We start from the raw sequence: 14,434 nt of genomic DNA on the forward strand, positions 1-14,434 counted from the left end.
AAACAGCATCGCGATCGGCAGGGTGAACAGCAGGAGACACAGCCGCCGTGACCGGCAGCGAGGCCGACGACGCCGCCAGAACGACCAGCGCCGCGGCCAGCACACGAAACCTCATGAAGAGCCCCTCTCTCGAAGTGTACGAGCACAGAGATTAATCAGAGTTCTGATAGTCGTCAATGCATATATCATCGACGCCGTTCGTACGATGGTCCTTATGCGGATGTCCTTCGACGAACGGCTCGGTAGTCACCTCAAGCGGGTCGAGCAGGAGCTCCAGGCGGCGAAGTCGGCCGCGGTGAAGCCGGCCGGGCTCACGGTGCCGCAGTACGCCGCCCTGTTCGTACTGGACGAACAGCCGGGGATCTCGGCCGCCGAGCTGGCCCGTCGCTGTCTGGTCACGCCACAGACGATGACGACGATCCTGCGCAATCTGGAGTCGGCCGGCCTGATCGAGCGCACGCCGCATCCACTGCACAGGCACGTGATCGAGACCCGCCCGACCGCGGCGGGTCGCAAGGCCCTCGATCAGGCGGACAAGCGGGCCGCCGCCGTCGAGCGCCGGCTGGCGGCCGCGTTCAGCGCGGAGGAGGCGGAAACGCTCCGCGCCCTCCTCGCCCGAGTCTCCGAGAGCCTGACGACAGACCCGATCCTCAAAAGTTAGAAGAGCGCAGACATCAGCCGGCGACGGGCCTTGATCACGCGCTCGTCGTCAGCGCCGACCACCTCGAAAAGCTCCAGCAGGTGCAGCCGGACCGTGTTCCGCTCGTCGCCCGCGGTCGCCTGGACCGTGCTGATCAGCCGCGCGAACGCATCGTCGACGTGCCCACCCATCAGGTCGACATCGGCGACCAGCAACTGCGCCTCGACGTCCGTCGGGTTGTCGGCCGCACGCGTCCGTACATCGGCCGGCACGTCCTGGGTGCGCTTCACCAGCTGCACCCGGGCCAGCCCGGACTTCGCCTCGGCGTCGGCCGGAGTCTCCTTGAGCAGCTCCTCGTACGCCGCAATCGCGCCGTCCAGGTCACCTGCAGCGACTGCGTTCTCGGCCGTCTCGTACCGCGGGTTCGGCGCCTCTTCCTCCTCGGCGTCAGCGTCAGCAGCGGAGCCGACCGGCTCAGCGCGCCCAGTGATGCCGTTCGCCACCGCCACGGTCAGCAGCTGGTCGAGGTACTGCCGGACCTCCGGCTCACCGAGGACGCCCTGGAACAACGGCACCGGTTGACCGCGCAGGATCGCGATCACCACGGGCACCCCCTGTACGCCGAACGCCTGGGCCACCTGCGGGTTCGCGTCGACGTCGACCCGGGCCAGCAGGAACTTCCCGGCGTACTCGGTCGACAGCTGGACCAGCACCGCACCGAGAGCGTTCGAGCCCTGCGACCGCGGCGACCACAGCTCGACCACCACCGGCGCCTGGAGGGAGCGATCGATCACGTCGGCCTGGAAGTTCGCCTCGCTGACGTTCAGCACATAGAGCCCGCCGGCGGCGCCGCCTTCAGCGGATGGCGTTCCAGGGGCGCCGGCCGGCTTGCGCAGGGCCGACAGATCGATCGCCCCGGGACGGGAGAAGTTGGACTGGCTCACCACTGTCCTCGCATTCCGTGCGCAGTACCTACTACGTTCACAAGTCCATCCTCTACGACGCGGCCGAACTCTGCTGCCCCCGGGTCGCCATCAACAGTCTCGCCAGGCCGCTGCGGGTCCCCGCGACCGCGATCCGGTCCCCCGGCCGGATCTCGCGCTCCGGCGACGGGGACCAGTTCCAGGCTCCCCCGAGGTCCTGCCGCGCGAGCACCCGCAAGCCGCCGGGCTCGTTCAGCTTACCGAGCTGCCGACCGACCGCGGCCGCCCCGGACTCGACGGTCACCTCGGTCAGCAGGAGTACGCGGCGGCCGGCCAGAACGGTCACCTGGCTGCGCCGGTTCGCCACCGCGGCGGCGATCTCCGGCGCGACCAGCATCGACACCGACCGGCTGTGGCCGAGCCCGAGCCGGCGCTCGACCCGCTGCGCCAGGTCGTGGTCGAACATCCGCATCGTGATCCGGGCGTCCGGGTTCAGGTCCCGGGCCATGATCGCGCACTCCAGGTTGGTGATGTCGCCGTCGGTGATCGCGAGCACCGACTGGCACCGCTGGACGCCGGCCGACCGCAGCGTCTCCTCGTTGCTGCTGTCCCCGACCACCACCGGGATCCGCAATCGGTGCGCGGTCTGGATGCCGGGCGCATCGTCGTCCTGGTCGACCCCGACCACCGCGACTCCCCGCTCGGTCAGAATCTCCAGCACCCGGGAGCCGACCGTACCGAGGCCGCACACCACCACGTGGTTGCGTGGCCGGCCGCGGACACCGCCGATGATTCGCGACAGTCGCGCACCGATCAGCGAGTCGACCACGACCGCGGTCAGCAACGCCATCAGCACGATCCCGGTCAGCTGGACCAGCACTGCGCTGACCTTCACCCACGGCTGCGCGTTGTTGAACCGGTCGTCGTCGATCCCCGCCGAGGTCACCACGCCGGCGGCAAGGTACAGCGCCCGCCACCACTCGATCCCACCGAAGAAATGAATGACCCCGGTCCCGGCCGCGATCAGGAACGCCATCACCGCGGCGATCTTCCGGACCCGGGTATCGAGGACGTCGCGGACCGCCATCAACCAACCGGCCGGACGGACGTCGCGACTGCGGAAGACCGCGCGTACGCCGTTGCCGAGGACGATGTCCCCCTCGGGGTCAGCGCTGTCCTTCGGCAGCAGCACAGGCGTCGCCGACGACGTCGTGTCCGCGAGCACAGTCAGGTGCGGCTCCCGGATCAGGTCGGCCTGACCGGCCACCAGCCGGCGACCGCCGAGATCGAGCCAGGTCAGCTCGTCGTCCTCCAGCGCGTCCGAGACGAACGCCGGGGCCGCGAGCGACGGCCCGTTGATCACCACGCAGTCGCCGAGCAGGCTGTTCATCTGCTTGCCCAGCCGCGGGTTGACCATCTGGACGATGATCCGTAGCTGCGGGTCCATGTCCCGCGCGGTCAGGGCGGTGTGCACGTTGTGGACGTCATCGGTGTCCAGCAGAACCAGGGCGCGCGCGGTCGACGGCGTCCCGTCCTTGGCGTCGATCCCGGCCCGCCGCAGCAACGACTCGCTGATCACCGGGGCACGCACCATGGTCGGACCCAGCTCGCCGATCCGCTCGTAGTGACGGGAGGCGGGGTTGACGATCGCGGTCACCCGCTCGCCCGAGCCCACCAGTTCGGTGACCACCCGGAGCATCGTGCGATCCGAGCCGCAGACCAGCACGGGGCGCCCGTCAGGCGGGCCGACGGCTGCTGCCGTGCTGGACTGTTCTGGCTGTGCCTGCTCCTCAGAATCGAGCGGGCTCTCGGTACTCTCCCCACTCTTCCCGAAGAACGTGACAGATTTCCCCCATCGTGGCCTCCGCACGCACAGCCTCCAGCATGGGCTCGATCAGGTTGCCAGTGCCCCTGGCCGCCTCGACCAGAGCCGACAGCGTACGCCGTACCAGGTCCTCGTCACGGTGTGCCTTGCGCTCCGCGAGCACCCGGCACTGCTCGACCTCGACCTCGTGCGAGACCCGCAGGATCTCCAGCTCGCCGGACACGGTGTCGGTCAGCGTGTTCACGCCGACGATCTTCTTCTCGCCCTTCTCGAGCTTCTGCTGGTACTCGAACGCGGCGTCGGCGATCTCGGCCATGAACCAGCCGTCCTCGATCCCCCGCAGGATGCCGGCGGTCATGGTCCCGTGCGGGCTCATCTCCTTGATCCGCGCGAAGATCTGCTCGGCCTCGGCCTCGATCTGATCGGTCAGCGCCTCGACGTACCAGGAGCCGCCGAGCGGGTCGGCGACGTTGGTGACCCCGACCTCCTCCATCAGCACCGACTGGGTGCGCAGCGCGATCTCGGCCGACTCCTCCGACGGCAGCGCCAGCGTCTCGTCGAGCGCGTTGGTGTGCAGCGAGTTCGTCCCACCGAGGATGGCGGCCAGCGCCTCGACAGCCGTGCGTACGACGTTGTTGTAAGGCTGCTGCGCGGTCAGTGAGACGCCCGCGGTCTGGGTGTGGAACCGCAGCCACTGGGCCTTCTCGGTGCGGGCGCCGTACACGTCGCGCAGCCAGCGGGCCCAGATCCGGCGGGCCGCGCGGAACTTCGCGATCTCCTCGAAGAAGTCCAGGTGGCTGTCGAAGAAGAACGACAGGCCGGGGGCGAACACGTCGACGTCAAGACCGCGGGACAGCCCGAGCTCGACATACCCGAACCCGTCGGCGAGCGTGTAGGCGAGCTCCTGCGCGGCCGTCGAGCCGGCCTCACGGATGTGGTACCCCGACACGCTGAGCGGCTTGTACGCCGGGATGGTGGTCGCGCAGTACTCCATCAGGTCGCCGATCAGGCGCAGATGCGGCTCCGGCGGGAAGAGCCACTCCTTCTGGGCGATGTACTCCTTGAAGATGTCGGTCTGCAGCGTGCCGTCCAATGTGGACAGATCGGCCCCTTGCCGCTCCGCGGCGACGAGATACATGCAGAAGACCGGAACGGCGGGCCCGCTGATCGTCATCGAGGTCGTCACGTCGGCGAGCGGGATGCCGTCGAAGAGCTGCTCCATGTCGGCGGCGGAGTCGATGGCGACGCCGCAGTGGCCCACCTCGCCGAGCGCGCGGGGGTCGTCGGAGTCGCGGCCCATGAGGGTCGGCATGTCGAAGGCGACGGAGAGCCCGCCGCCACCTGCGGCGAGGATCATCTTGTAGCGCTCGTTGGTCTGTGCGGCGTTGCCGAAGCCGGCAAACTGCCGGATCGTCCAGGCACGGCCGCGGTATCCGGTCGGATAGAGGCCGCGGGTGAAGGGGAACTCCCCGGGCCAGCCGATCCGCTCGAACCCGTCCCTGCTCTCCCCCTCGCGCGGGCCGTAGACCGGGTCGACCTCCACCCCGGACAACGTGGTGAAGTCGGCGTCGCGCACCCGCGCGGCGTCGTAGCGCTCCTGCCAGCGTCGACGGCCGGCGGCGATCTCAGCAGCGTCCACGATCCCTCCCGGTGGTGGGGCCCCTAACCCAGATAGTAGGACGTCCTAGTAAGTCTGGCCAGTCACGGCGGGGCCTCGAAGTCGCCGGCCTCGGCACGCACGGTCCGCAACGCGGAGAAGAGGCTCTCCCGGGTCTGTTCGGACAATGCGCCGAGGCCGAAGTCGGCGGCCTGCAGTGTGGTCGTCGCCTCCTCGACCGCGCGCCGGCCGGCGGGAGTGATCTCGGCCAGGACCCCTCGCCCGTCGCGCGGGTTGGGCAGGCGCACCACGAACCCCGAGCGGGCGAGCCGGTCGATGGTGTTGGTGACGCTGGTCGGATGGACCATCAACCGGCTGCCGATGACGTTGAGCGGGAGCGCGCCGGTGCGGCTGAACCGCAGCAGCACCAGGGCCTCGTAGCGAGCGAAGGTCAGGTGCTGCGGCCGCAAGATCTCGTCGTAGCGTGCCAGCAGGATCTGCTGCACCCGCATCACCGACGTCGCGACGCGCATCGCCGACGCCGGGCCGAAGGTGTCCTCCCAGATCTCGCCGGCGCGGGCGATCGGGTCGAAGGGCAGGTTGAGCGGCCGGGTCATGCCGGCGCCGCCGGGTCGGGCAGCAGTCGGGCGGTGACCATGTCGCCCGAGGTGAGATGCTCCGGGACCCCCGGCAGCACGCTCGAGAAGTACGACCGCGCCGCCGCCGTCGTACCGACATCCCGCCCGGCCGCCTCGGACAGGAACCACCGGTGTTCGAGGATCTCGTGGAAGATCTCGGCCGGGTCGAGCCGGCCGCGCAACCGGGGCGGTATCGCGGCGATGATGGGGTCGTAGACCTCGGTGAGCCAGCGGTTGGCGGCGACCGCCTCCGCGACCGGGCGGCCTTCCTTCTGCTCGAGGTAGGCCCGGAAGCTCGCCAGGTCGCCCCACAGCCGACGGGCCTGGTTTTCCTGCACGTCGAGCCCGGTACGCGCGAACAGCTTCTTGCGGAAGTGCCCCGGCTCGGCCACCCGGGTACGCATCTTCAGCCTGCTGCCGTCGCCGGTGGCGATCAGCTCCAGCTCATCGACATCGAAGCCGAGCTCGTTGAGGCGCCTGATCCGCTCGCCGATCCGGTAGCGCTGCTCCTCGGGCCGCAGCACCTCCTCGCGGGTGAGCTCGTCCCAGAGCCGTTCGTAGCGTTCGACCAGCTCGTCGGCGAACTCGACCGCATCGACGTCGGGCGGCAGCACCTCCCCCGCCTCCAGGTCGAGCATCTCCCCGCCGACCCGTTCTCGGGCGAGTTCGAGGTCGTAGTAGCGCTGCCCTTCCGACAGCGAGGCGTGCAGTTCGGAGGTCTCGGTGTCGACGAGGTAGGCCGCGAGCGCACCGGCGTCGAGCCGGAACAACGTGTTGGACAGCGAGCAGTCGCCCCAGAAGAAGCCGGCCAGGTGCAGCCGCACGATCAGCTCGACCATCGCGTCGAGCAGCTTCTCCGCCGGGGCACCGCCGCGGGGGGTGGAGAACAGCGACCGGTAGGAGACCGAATATTCGAGGAAGCGGGTGACCAGGATGGCGTCGAGGTCCTCACCGCGGTCGACGACGACGCCGAGCACCTCGACGGCCGGCAGCCCCATCTCCGCCACCTCGCGGAGCAGCCGGTACTCGCGCCTGGCCAGATCCTCGTTGATCTCCTTCAGCGCGTAGACGTCGGCGCCCTCCGCGACGAAGCGCACCACGTGCCGGGAGATCCCCCGCTGGCGCATCTCGGCCATGCGGTCGTCGGACCAGTCGGACAGCGGTTCCTGCCACGGCAGGGTGAGAAGACCGGTCGCGCTCTCTGCGGGAGGGCTGAAGACGAACCGCATCGGCCCATCATTCCCGACTCCGCGGGCGACCGGACCACCGGCGGTCGGCCGGATCAGCCGGTGACGGCGGCCACCAGCTCGTCCGCGGCGCTGTACGGATCGATCTTCCCGGCGACGACCCGCTCGGCCAGCGCGGGCAACGCGGTCGACCCGTGCACGTCGCCGATCTGGTCCCGGAGGGCGACGATCGCGATCGCCTCGACCTCACGCGCGGCCCGCTCCCGGCGGCGGCGCTCGCCCTCCCCCGACTCAGCCATCCACTCGCGATGCCGGTCGATCGCGGCGAGTACGTCGTCGGTCCCCTCGCCCTTGACCGCGACCGTCTTGACGATCGGTGGCCGCCACGCGTCGGCCTCGGAATGCCGGCCGCCCAGCGAGAGCATGGACCGCAGGTCCTTGACCGTCTGGTCGGCGCCGTCGCGGTCGGCCTTGTTGACCACGAAGACGTCGGCGATCTCCAGGATTCCGGCCTTCGCGGCCTGGATGCCGTCGCCCATCCCGGGGGCGACCAGCACCAGGGTGGTGTCGGCGGCGGAGGCCACCTCGACCTCGGCCTGCCCGACCCCGACGGTCTCGATCAGGACCACGTCGCAGCCGGCGGCGTCGAGCACCCGCAATGCCTGCGGCGTCGCCCAGGACAGCCCGCCGAGATGACCGCGGGAGGCCATCGACCGGATGTAGACCCCGTCGTCCGTGGCATGGTCCTGCATCCGCACCCGGTCGCCGAGCAGCGCGCCGCCGGAGAACGGCGACGAGGGGTCGACGGCGAGCACCCCGACCCGGCGGTCGGCGCGCCGCAGCGCGCGCACCAGCGCCGAGGTGCAGGTCGACTTGCCCACGCCCGGGGACCCGGTCAGTCCGATGATCTGGGCGTGGCCGGCGTACGGCGTGAGCGCCTCGGCGACCTCGCGCAGCGCCGGGCTGGCGTCCTCGACCAGGCTGATCAGCCGGGCCACCGCCCGCGGGTCGCCGTCGCGGGCCCGGGACACCAGGTCCGCGACGTCGTGGCGGGAGCTCGCCGCGCTCACCTGGCCGGCGGAACGGTGAGGATCAGCGCGTCGCCCTGCCCACCGCCGCCGCACAGCCCGGCGGCGCCGGTGCCGCCGCCGCGGCGCCGGAGCTCCAGCGCGAGGTGCAGCGCGAGCCGCGCCCCGCTCATGCCGATCGGATGGCCGAGCGCGATCGCCCCGCCGTTGACGTTGACCCGGTCCGGGCCGAGACCCAGTTCGCGCATCGACTGGATCGCCACCGACGCGAAGGCTTCGTTGATCTCGACGAGGTCCAGCGCATCGACGTCGAGGCCCTGCTTGCGCAGTGCCTGGCGGATGGCGTTGGCCGGCTGCGACTGCAGCGAGTTGTCGGGACCGGCGACATTGCCGTGGGCGCCGATCTCGGCGAGGGGGGTGATGCCGAGCTCGGCCGCCTTCGCGGCCGACATGACGACGACCACGCAGGCGCCGTCGGAGATCTGCGACGACGACCCGGCGGTGATGGTGCCGTCCTGCGCGAAGGCCGGGCGGAGCCGGCCCAGCGACTCGGCGGTGGTGTCGGCCCGGATGCCCTCGTCGGCGGCGAACTCGATCGGGTCGCCGCGGCGCTGCGGGACCTGCACCGCGACGATCTCCTCGTCGAACAGGCCGTCCTTCTGGGCGAGCGCGGCCCGCTGGTGCGACTTCGCGGCAAACTCGTCCTGCTCGCCGCGGGAGATGTCGAGCCGGGCGTTGTAGCGCTCGGTCGACTCGCCCATCGCGACGTGGTCGAACGGGTCGGTCAGGCCGTCGTGCGCCATCGCGTCGAGGACCTCGATCGAGCCGTAGCGGTAGCCCGCGCGGGACCCGGGAAGCAGGTGCGGCGCCCCGGTCATCGACTCCATCCCGCCGGCGACGACGATGTCGAACTCACCGGCCCGGATCAGCTGGTCGGCCAGCGCGATCGCGTCGAGTCCGGACAGGCAGACCTTATTGATCGTGATCGACGGCACCGTCATCGGGATGCCTCCGGCGACCGCGGCCTGCCGGGACGGGATCTGGCCGGCGCCGGCCTGCAGGACCTGGCCCATGATCACGTACTGCACCTGGTCGCCGGAGATCCCGGCGCGGCCGAGCGCCGCCTCGATCGCCAGCCCGCCGAGCTGCGCGCCGGTGAAGCCTTTGAGCGAGCCGAGCAGCCGGCCGATCGGGGTCCGGGCGCCACTGGCGATCACCGAGCCGGTCATGGTGCCTCCCACGATGCCGCGCCGGTCTGGGCCGCCGGGTGCGGTGCCCGCCAGGATACCGGCGGACGTCCGGTGACCCCTCCCCACCGGCGTACCCTCACCCGTGATCAAGAGGGGTTTCGTACGGCGTTTCGTGCCGGTATCCCCTCTTGATCACGGGTGAGGAGGGGGCGGATGTTCAGCCGGATCGACCACGTCGGGATCGCGGTCGCCGATCTCGACGAGGCCAAGGAGTTCTACGCCCGCACCTTCGACCTGCACGTCGTACACGAGGAGTGCAACGAGGAGCAGGGCGTACGCGAGGCGATGCTGGCGGTCGGCGACCCGGACGGCACCCGGCTGCAGCTGCTCGCGCCGCTGCGCCCGGACTCGGCGATCGCGAGGTTCCTCGACCGCAGCGGTCCGGGGATCCAGCAACTCGCGTACACCGTCGAGTCGGTCGACGACGTCTGCGCGACCCTGCGGGGGCGCGGCCTGCGGCTGCTCTACGACGAGCCGCGGCGCGGCACCGCCGGCTCCCGGATCAACTTCATCCACCCCGCGGACGCCGGCGGCGTCCTGGTCGAACTGGTCGAACCGGCCCCCTGACCGCTTCCTATCCCGCGTCAACGTGACGTTGATGCGGCTAGACCGCTTGAACGTGACGTTCAAGCGGAACGGAGGGCGGCGGCCGCGTACCCGGGTCGACATCTGCGCCGTACTCGCATCGAAGGGCAGATAGGCCAGTAGGACGCACGATGTCGCCGGACGCCCCCGACGTACGCCGACGTCGCCCTCGATTCCGCCTCAACGTGACGTTGATGCGGCTAGACCGCTTGAACGTGACGTTCAAGCGGAACGGGGAGCCGTCGCGGACTCGACCCGCCCCGGCCCGCCCCCGTTCGGCACCAACGTGACGTCGATGCCGCTAGATGGCTTGAACGTGACGTTCACGCCGAATGCAAGGCGGGCGCCGGGCGAGGCAAAAGGGTCGCGGGAGCGTCGCCGCGGGTGCGGCTGCGCGTGCGACGATGGACGGATGGATTCGGACCACACCGAGCTGATCCCCCTCTCGGGTCCCGGTGACAGCTTCGACGTCGTCCTGCGCGGATACGACCGGGGACAGGTCGAGGAGCACGTGGAGCGGCTGGAGGCGGCACTGCGGATCGCCGCGGGCGACCGGGACGCCGCCGCCGCCCGGTCCGCCGATCTGGCCAGTCAGCTCGGCACCGCACACGGCGAGATCGAGTCGCTGCGGGCCCGGCTCGAGCAGACCGGCCTGCCGACCTTCGAGAACATGGGCGAGCGGATCGCCGGAATGCTGCGGCTCGCCGAGGCCGAGGGCAACGCCATCCGGCAGAAAGCGGTCGAGGACACCGCGACGCAGCGCGCAGAACTGGCCCGTCTCGAGGGAGAGATCGGCACAATCCGGGCGGCCACCGATCGGGACGCCGCGGCCCTGATCACCGAGGCCGAGCAGCGCGCCGAGGCGAGTCGCCACGAGGCGGACGGCTACTCCGCCCGCACCCGTGGCGAGGCCGAGGAGCACGCGCAACGGGTACGGGGCGAGAGCGACGACTACGCCGCCCGGGTCCGGGGAGAAGCCGACGCGCACGCCCAGCAGGTGACGAGCGAGGCGGAGACTCTCGCCCGGCGGCTGGTCAACATCGCACAGACCGAACGCGACCAGGCCGGCGCCGACTTCGAGATCGCCCTACGGTCCCGCCGTACCGAAGAGAGCCGGGCCGACCGGGAACGTCGAGCCAATTCCCTCGCGGAGGCGGCGCGCCGCGTCGCCGAGGCCCAGGAGCAGGCCGATCAACTGGTGGCGGAGGCGCGCCGGCAGGTCGAGGAGCTCGACACCGCGCGGTCCCACGTCCTCGAGCAACTCGCCACGATCGGGCGCCTGGTCGCGGACATCCCCGGGCGGCTCGACAGCGGTACGACCTAGCCCGCCGCTCAGTCCCGACCGGCGGCAAGCACCCCGTCGAGCGCGGCGACGTCGGCCGCCGACGGCTCCCACAGCCCGGCGTCGGCGTTGCCCTTCACCTGCTCCGAGCTGGTCGCGCCGGCGATCACCGATGTCACAGCGGGCTGCGCGGCAAGCCCCCCGATCGCGACGTCGAGCATCGAGATGCCACGCTCGTCGGCGTAACGCTGCAACGCCTCGAGCAGGTCCCAGTCGGCGTCCTGGTGCAACTGCGGCTTGCTGTCACCGATGCGGGTACCCGCCGAGGGCTTCTCGTCCCGGCGGTATTTGCCCGTGAGCAGGCCGTTGGCGAGCGGGAAGAACGGCAGCAGCCCGACGCCGTACGCGTTGCAGGCCGGGGCCAGCTCGGTCGCCGGTCCGCGCTCGAGCAGGCTGTAGTGGTTCTGCGCACTGATGAAGCGCGGGACACTCGCCGACCGCGCGGCGAACTCCGCCTCGACCACCTGCCACGCGGCGAAGTTGGACGAGCCGATGTAGCGCACCTTGCCCTCGTCGACCAGCTCACCGAGCGCGGCGAGCGTCTCGTCGACCGGCGTGATGCCGTCCGGCGCGTGGTACTGGTAGAGATCGATGTAGTCGGTACGCAGCCGACGCAGCGACGCCTCGACCGCCCGCCGGATGTAACGCCGCGAGCCGCGCGCGCCCCAGTCGGGACCGTTGGCGCCGGCCATGTCCATGCCGAACTTCGTCGCCACGAGTACGTCGTCCCGCCGCCCGACCAGGGTCTGCCCGAGCAGGTCTTCGGACAGTCCCGGCTCGGCACCGTAGATGTCGGCGACGTCGAAAAGCGTGATGCCGGCGTCGATCGCGGTGTCGACGACCTCGCGACTGCCGTCGAGATCGGCGGTCCGGGTGCCGGCCCGGCCGAGGTTGTTGCACCCCAGACCTACGACCGATACGACGAGACCCGAGTCACCGAGCGGGCGATAGCGCATGTCTGTCATGCGTATGAGCCTAGTAAGGCTCCGGAACATCCGCGCGCCGAGGCACTGCGGCGAGGAAGGACTCGACGGCAGCCGTGAAGGCGTCCGGCTCCTCGACCGCGGTGAGATGACCCGCCCGGGGGATCACGACGAGGCGGGCGTCGGGCAGCGCCTCGACCATCGCGTCGGCGTCGTCCACTGTGGACAGCTTGTCCTCTTCTCCGACGATCACGAGCGCCGGCACATTGGTCGCTGCCAGTACGTCGAGGGAGTCAGGACGGGCAGCCATCGCCCGCTCCGCCCACGCCACCGCCATGGTCGGGGCGGCCTGCACCAGGCCACGGACCCGGCCGAGCACCAGCGGCCGCTCCTCGACGGTCGTCGGCCCGACCAGGCCGGGAAGCACCTCGTCGACCAGGATCTGCGTCCCGGCCGCCCCGGTGACCTCGACCGCGATCCGCTCCCGATTGTCCTGCGCTGCAGGCGGATCGGCGGTCGCCTTGGTGTCAGCCAGCACCAGCGCCGAGACGCGGTGCGGGTGCCGACGGAGGAAGGCCATCGCGACGTAGCCGCCCATCGACAGCCCGCCGAGCACGACACGATCGAGACCCAGGGCGTCGAGCAAGGTCGCGACGTCGTCGGCGGCGTGATCCAACGACGGCTCGTCGTGACCGATCTGGGTTCCCCCGAATCCCCGCAGGTCGGGAGTGATCACCCGGTACGACGCGGACAGCGCTTCACGTTGCGCCAACCACATCGCGCTCGACAGCGGGAACGCGTGGAGCAGGACGATCGGCATACCTCGGCCGGAGTCGCGGTGTTGCAGGTGCACAGAAGGCATCTGCGTACCGTACCGCTCACATCGCGGCTCAGCGCGCGCTGAGCCCACCGTCGACCACGAGGGTGTGACCGGTCATGTAGGAGGAGGCCTCGGATGCGAGGAACACGGCCGGCCCCACCATCTCCTCCGGCGTCCCCCACCGGCCCATCGGGATCTCGTCGGTCATCGACCGGGACGCGTCCGGGTCCTCCCAGAGCACCCGGTTGAGGTCGGTGGCCGTCCACCCCGGGCAGAGCGCGTTGACCCGTACGCCGGACTCCGCCCACTCCAGCGCGAGGGTCCGGGTCAGGGACACCGCAGCCGCTTTCGACGCGGCGTAGGGCGCGAGCGTCGGCGTGCCGCCGAGCGCGGCGACGCTCGCGACGTTGATCACCGAACCCGATCCGCGCTCGATCATGTGCGGTCCCACGGCCTGGAGCACGTGCACCATCGCATCGACGTTGAGGTGCATCACCTTCTCCCAGCCGGAGAAGCGCATTTCGGTGAACGGGACGGCGAAGGACGTGCCGCCCGCGTTGTTGACGACGATGTCGATCTGTCCGAGCCCGTCGATGGCGGTCGCCACGGTCTCCTCGACCGCGCTGCGGTGGGTGACGTCGGTGGGCAGCACGAGAGCCGTCCGACCGAGCAGCTCGACCTCGGCCGCGACGTCGGCGAGCGCGTCGGCGTTGCGGCTGACCAGGACGAGGTCGGCGCCGCGTTCGGCGAACGCGACGGCGATCATCCGGCCGATGCCCCGCGACGCGCCGGTCACCAGCGCGGTCTTGTCCGACAGTTCGAAGAGCGGCATCAGGTCTCCGGCCAGGTCCGGGGCAGCGGGAAGGCTGCCGGCTCGATGTGCCGGACGATCTCGTCGAGCACGGTCTCGGTGTAGCCGACCAGCAGGTGCTTGGCACCCGGTACGGCGACCACCTCGGCCTGCGGCACCCGCGCGAATCGGGCCCGGGCGGCGTCTGGGCGCAGGTAGTCGTCGAGCTCGGGCACGATGGCGACGAGCGGCTTCTTCGACTCGGCCCAGGCGTCGAGGTCGGCGTCGGTCGCGGCGCGCAGCGGCGGTGAGATCAGGATCGCCCCGACGACGTCGGCGTCGCAGCCGTGCCGGAGCGCCAGCTCGGTCCCGAAGGACCAGCCGACCAGCCACGGTGCGGGCAGGTCGTGGTAGTCGACGAGATCGAGCGCCGCCGCGACGTCGTACCGCTCGCTGTCTCCACCGTCGAACTCCCCCGCGCTGCGACCGTGGTCGCTCTCGGTCCCGCGCGTGTTGAAGCGGAGTACGGCGAGGCCGGCCAGCGCCGGCAGCCGGTAGGAGGCCTTGCGGAACAGGTGGCTGTCCATCATCCCGCCCTGGGTCGGCAGCGGGTGCAGCATGACGAGGGTCGCGACGGGATCGCGCTCCTCCGGAAGCGCGAGCTCTCCGACCAGGCGGAGCCCGTCGGCGGTGTGCAGCGTCACCGGTGTCCGCCGGGCCGGCAGCACCGTGTTGGCGCGGATCTCACCCATGGCGCGGCGCGTTCCTCGTTCGCTGGACGCGAGTGCTCCGGCGTAACCGCGCCTGCCAGCAGGGGCGGTGCCAGTGCCGGCGGTTGTCCTCCTCACCGACCCGCCACGCCACGACGTGTGGGAGGCCGGCAGTG

14 protein-coding genes are annotated in these 14,434 nt (G+C 70.8%); 3 read left to right on the plus strand and 11 right to left on the minus strand.

All coding sequences use genetic code 11. The features are described 5' to 3' along the window. Positions 1 to 214: 214 nt before the first annotated feature. Positions 215 to 661, plus strand: coding sequence for a MarR family transcriptional regulator (locus tag VGH85_22110; protein ID HEY2176513.1), 447 nt, complete (start codon positions 215 to 217; stop codon positions 659 to 661). Here the strand turns inward: VGH85_22110 and VGH85_22115 are convergent. The 7 genes from VGH85_22115 to VGH85_22145 all read right to left on the minus strand — a co-directional run bounded on the left by VGH85_22115 (position 658) and on the right by VGH85_22145 (position 9,067). Beyond that, complete coding sequence (locus tag VGH85_22115; protein ID HEY2176514.1) at positions 658 to 1,584, minus strand: tetratricopeptide repeat protein; 927 nt, start codon at positions 1,582 to 1,584, stop codon at positions 658 to 660. The two genes, VGH85_22110 and VGH85_22115, sit on opposite strands and share 4 nt — an antisense overlap. Before the next feature lie 52 nt (positions 1,585 to 1,636). Further along, a complete protein-coding gene (locus VGH85_22120; protein ID HEY2176515.1) occupies positions 1,637 to 3,433 on the minus strand; it encodes an NAD-binding protein in 1,797 nt (598 codons plus the stop codon). Beyond that, positions 3,354 to 5,027 carry a methylmalonyl-CoA mutase family protein gene (locus tag VGH85_22125; GenBank protein ID HEY2176516.1) on the minus strand — a complete coding sequence of 558 codons (1,674 nt, stop codon included), beginning with the start codon at positions 5,025 to 5,027 and terminating at the stop codon, positions 3,354 to 3,356. The genes VGH85_22120 and VGH85_22125 overlap by 80 nt, the downstream gene beginning before the upstream one ends. Before the next feature lie 62 nt (positions 5,028 to 5,089). Continuing rightward, positions 5,090 to 5,602, minus strand: a complete 513-nt coding sequence (locus VGH85_22130) for a MarR family transcriptional regulator (protein HEY2176517.1) — start codon at positions 5,600 to 5,602, stop codon at positions 5,090 to 5,092. Then, positions 5,599 to 6,852 carry a DUF4032 domain-containing protein gene (locus VGH85_22135; protein ID HEY2176518.1) on the minus strand — a complete coding sequence of 418 codons (1,254 nt, stop codon included), beginning with the start codon at positions 6,850 to 6,852 and terminating at the stop codon, positions 5,599 to 5,601. The genes VGH85_22130 and VGH85_22135 overlap by 4 nt, the downstream gene beginning before the upstream one ends. Positions 6,853 to 6,905: 53 nt before the next feature. Then, positions 6,906 to 7,880: a methylmalonyl Co-A mutase-associated GTPase MeaB gene (gene meaB, locus VGH85_22140; GenBank protein HEY2176519.1), complete on the minus strand. Its 975-nt coding sequence runs from the start codon at positions 7,878 to 7,880 to the stop codon at positions 6,906 to 6,908. Beyond that, positions 7,877 to 9,067 (minus strand): acetyl-CoA C-acetyltransferase, encoded by a 1,191-nt coding sequence (locus VGH85_22145; protein ID HEY2176520.1) that lies wholly within the window; start codon positions 9,065 to 9,067, stop codon positions 7,877 to 7,879. Before VGH85_22145 ends, meaB begins: the two co-directional genes overlap by 4 nt. Before the next feature lie 174 nt (positions 9,068 to 9,241). Between VGH85_22145 and mce the strand changes: the two genes are divergently transcribed. Then, positions 9,242 to 9,655: a methylmalonyl-CoA epimerase gene (mce, locus tag VGH85_22150; GenBank protein ID HEY2176521.1), complete on the plus strand. Its 414-nt coding sequence runs from the start codon at positions 9,242 to 9,244 to the stop codon at positions 9,653 to 9,655. Positions 9,656 to 10,085: 430 nt separating this feature from the next. Next, entirely contained in the window at positions 10,086 to 10,997 is a 912-nt protein-coding gene (locus VGH85_22155; GenBank protein HEY2176522.1) for a hypothetical protein, read from the plus strand. 8 nt (positions 10,998 to 11,005) lie between these two features. Here VGH85_22155 and VGH85_22160 read toward each other — a convergent pair whose 3' ends face one another. Genes VGH85_22160 through VGH85_22175 form a run of 4 tightly spaced genes read right to left on the minus strand, consistent with a single transcriptional unit; the run spans position 11,006 to position 14,300 of the window. Next, positions 11,006 to 11,980, minus strand: a complete 975-nt coding sequence (locus VGH85_22160) for an aldo/keto reductase (protein ID HEY2176523.1) — start codon at positions 11,978 to 11,980, stop codon at positions 11,006 to 11,008. A 10-nt stretch (positions 11,981 to 11,990) separates the two neighbouring features. Then, positions 11,991 to 12,800, minus strand: a complete 810-nt coding sequence (locus VGH85_22165) for an alpha/beta hydrolase (protein ID HEY2176524.1) — start codon at positions 12,798 to 12,800, stop codon at positions 11,991 to 11,993. Positions 12,801 to 12,828: 28 nt separating this feature from the next. Then, positions 12,829 to 13,590 carry a glucose 1-dehydrogenase gene (locus VGH85_22170; protein HEY2176525.1) on the minus strand — a complete coding sequence of 254 codons (762 nt, stop codon included), beginning with the start codon at positions 13,588 to 13,590 and terminating at the stop codon, positions 12,829 to 12,831. Next, complete coding sequence (locus VGH85_22175; GenBank protein ID HEY2176526.1) at positions 13,590 to 14,300, minus strand: alpha/beta fold hydrolase; 711 nt, start codon at positions 14,298 to 14,300, stop codon at positions 13,590 to 13,592. The genes VGH85_22170 and VGH85_22175 overlap by 1 nt, the downstream gene beginning before the upstream one ends. Positions 14,301 to 14,434 lie beyond the last annotated feature (134 nt).

This window comes from Mycobacteriales bacterium (assembly GCA_036497565.1).
Taxonomy (GTDB): domain Bacteria; phylum Actinomycetota; class Actinomycetes; order Mycobacteriales; family QHCD01; genus DASXJE01.

Bases quoted from the DNA above. Each gene is read 5' to 3' on its own strand.
- VGH85_22110 (HEY2176513.1), top strand. From the start codon at position 215: ATGCGGATGTCCTTCGACGAACGGCTCGGTAGTCACCTCAAGCGGGTC.
- VGH85_22170 (HEY2176525.1), bottom strand. From the start codon at position 13,590: ATGCCGCTCTTCGAACTGTCGGACAAGACCGCGCTGGTGACCGGCGCG.
- VGH85_22135 (HEY2176518.1), bottom strand. From the start codon at position 6,852: ATGCGGTTCGTCTTCAGCCCTCCCGCAGAGAGCGCGACCGGTCTTCTC.
- VGH85_22175 (HEY2176526.1), bottom strand. From the start codon at position 14,300: ATGGGTGAGATCCGCGCCAACACGGTGCTGCCGGCCCGGCGGACACCG.
- VGH85_22155 (HEY2176522.1), top strand. From the start codon at position 10,086: ATGGATTCGGACCACACCGAGCTGATCCCCCTCTCGGGTCCCGGTGAC.
- VGH85_22145 (HEY2176520.1), bottom strand. From the start codon at position 9,067: ATGACCGGCTCGGTGATCGCCAGTGGCGCCCGGACCCCGATCGGCCGG.
- VGH85_22165 (HEY2176524.1), bottom strand. From the start codon at position 12,800: ATGCCTTCTGTGCACCTGCAACACCGCGACTCCGGCCGAGGTATGCCG.
- mce (HEY2176521.1), top strand. From the start codon at position 9,242: ATGTTCAGCCGGATCGACCACGTCGGGATCGCGGTCGCCGATCTCGAC.
- VGH85_22130 (HEY2176517.1), bottom strand. From the start codon at position 5,602: ATGACCCGGCCGCTCAACCTGCCCTTCGACCCGATCGCCCGCGCCGGC.
- VGH85_22160 (HEY2176523.1), bottom strand. From the start codon at position 11,980: ATGACAGACATGCGCTATCGCCCGCTCGGTGACTCGGGTCTCGTCGTA.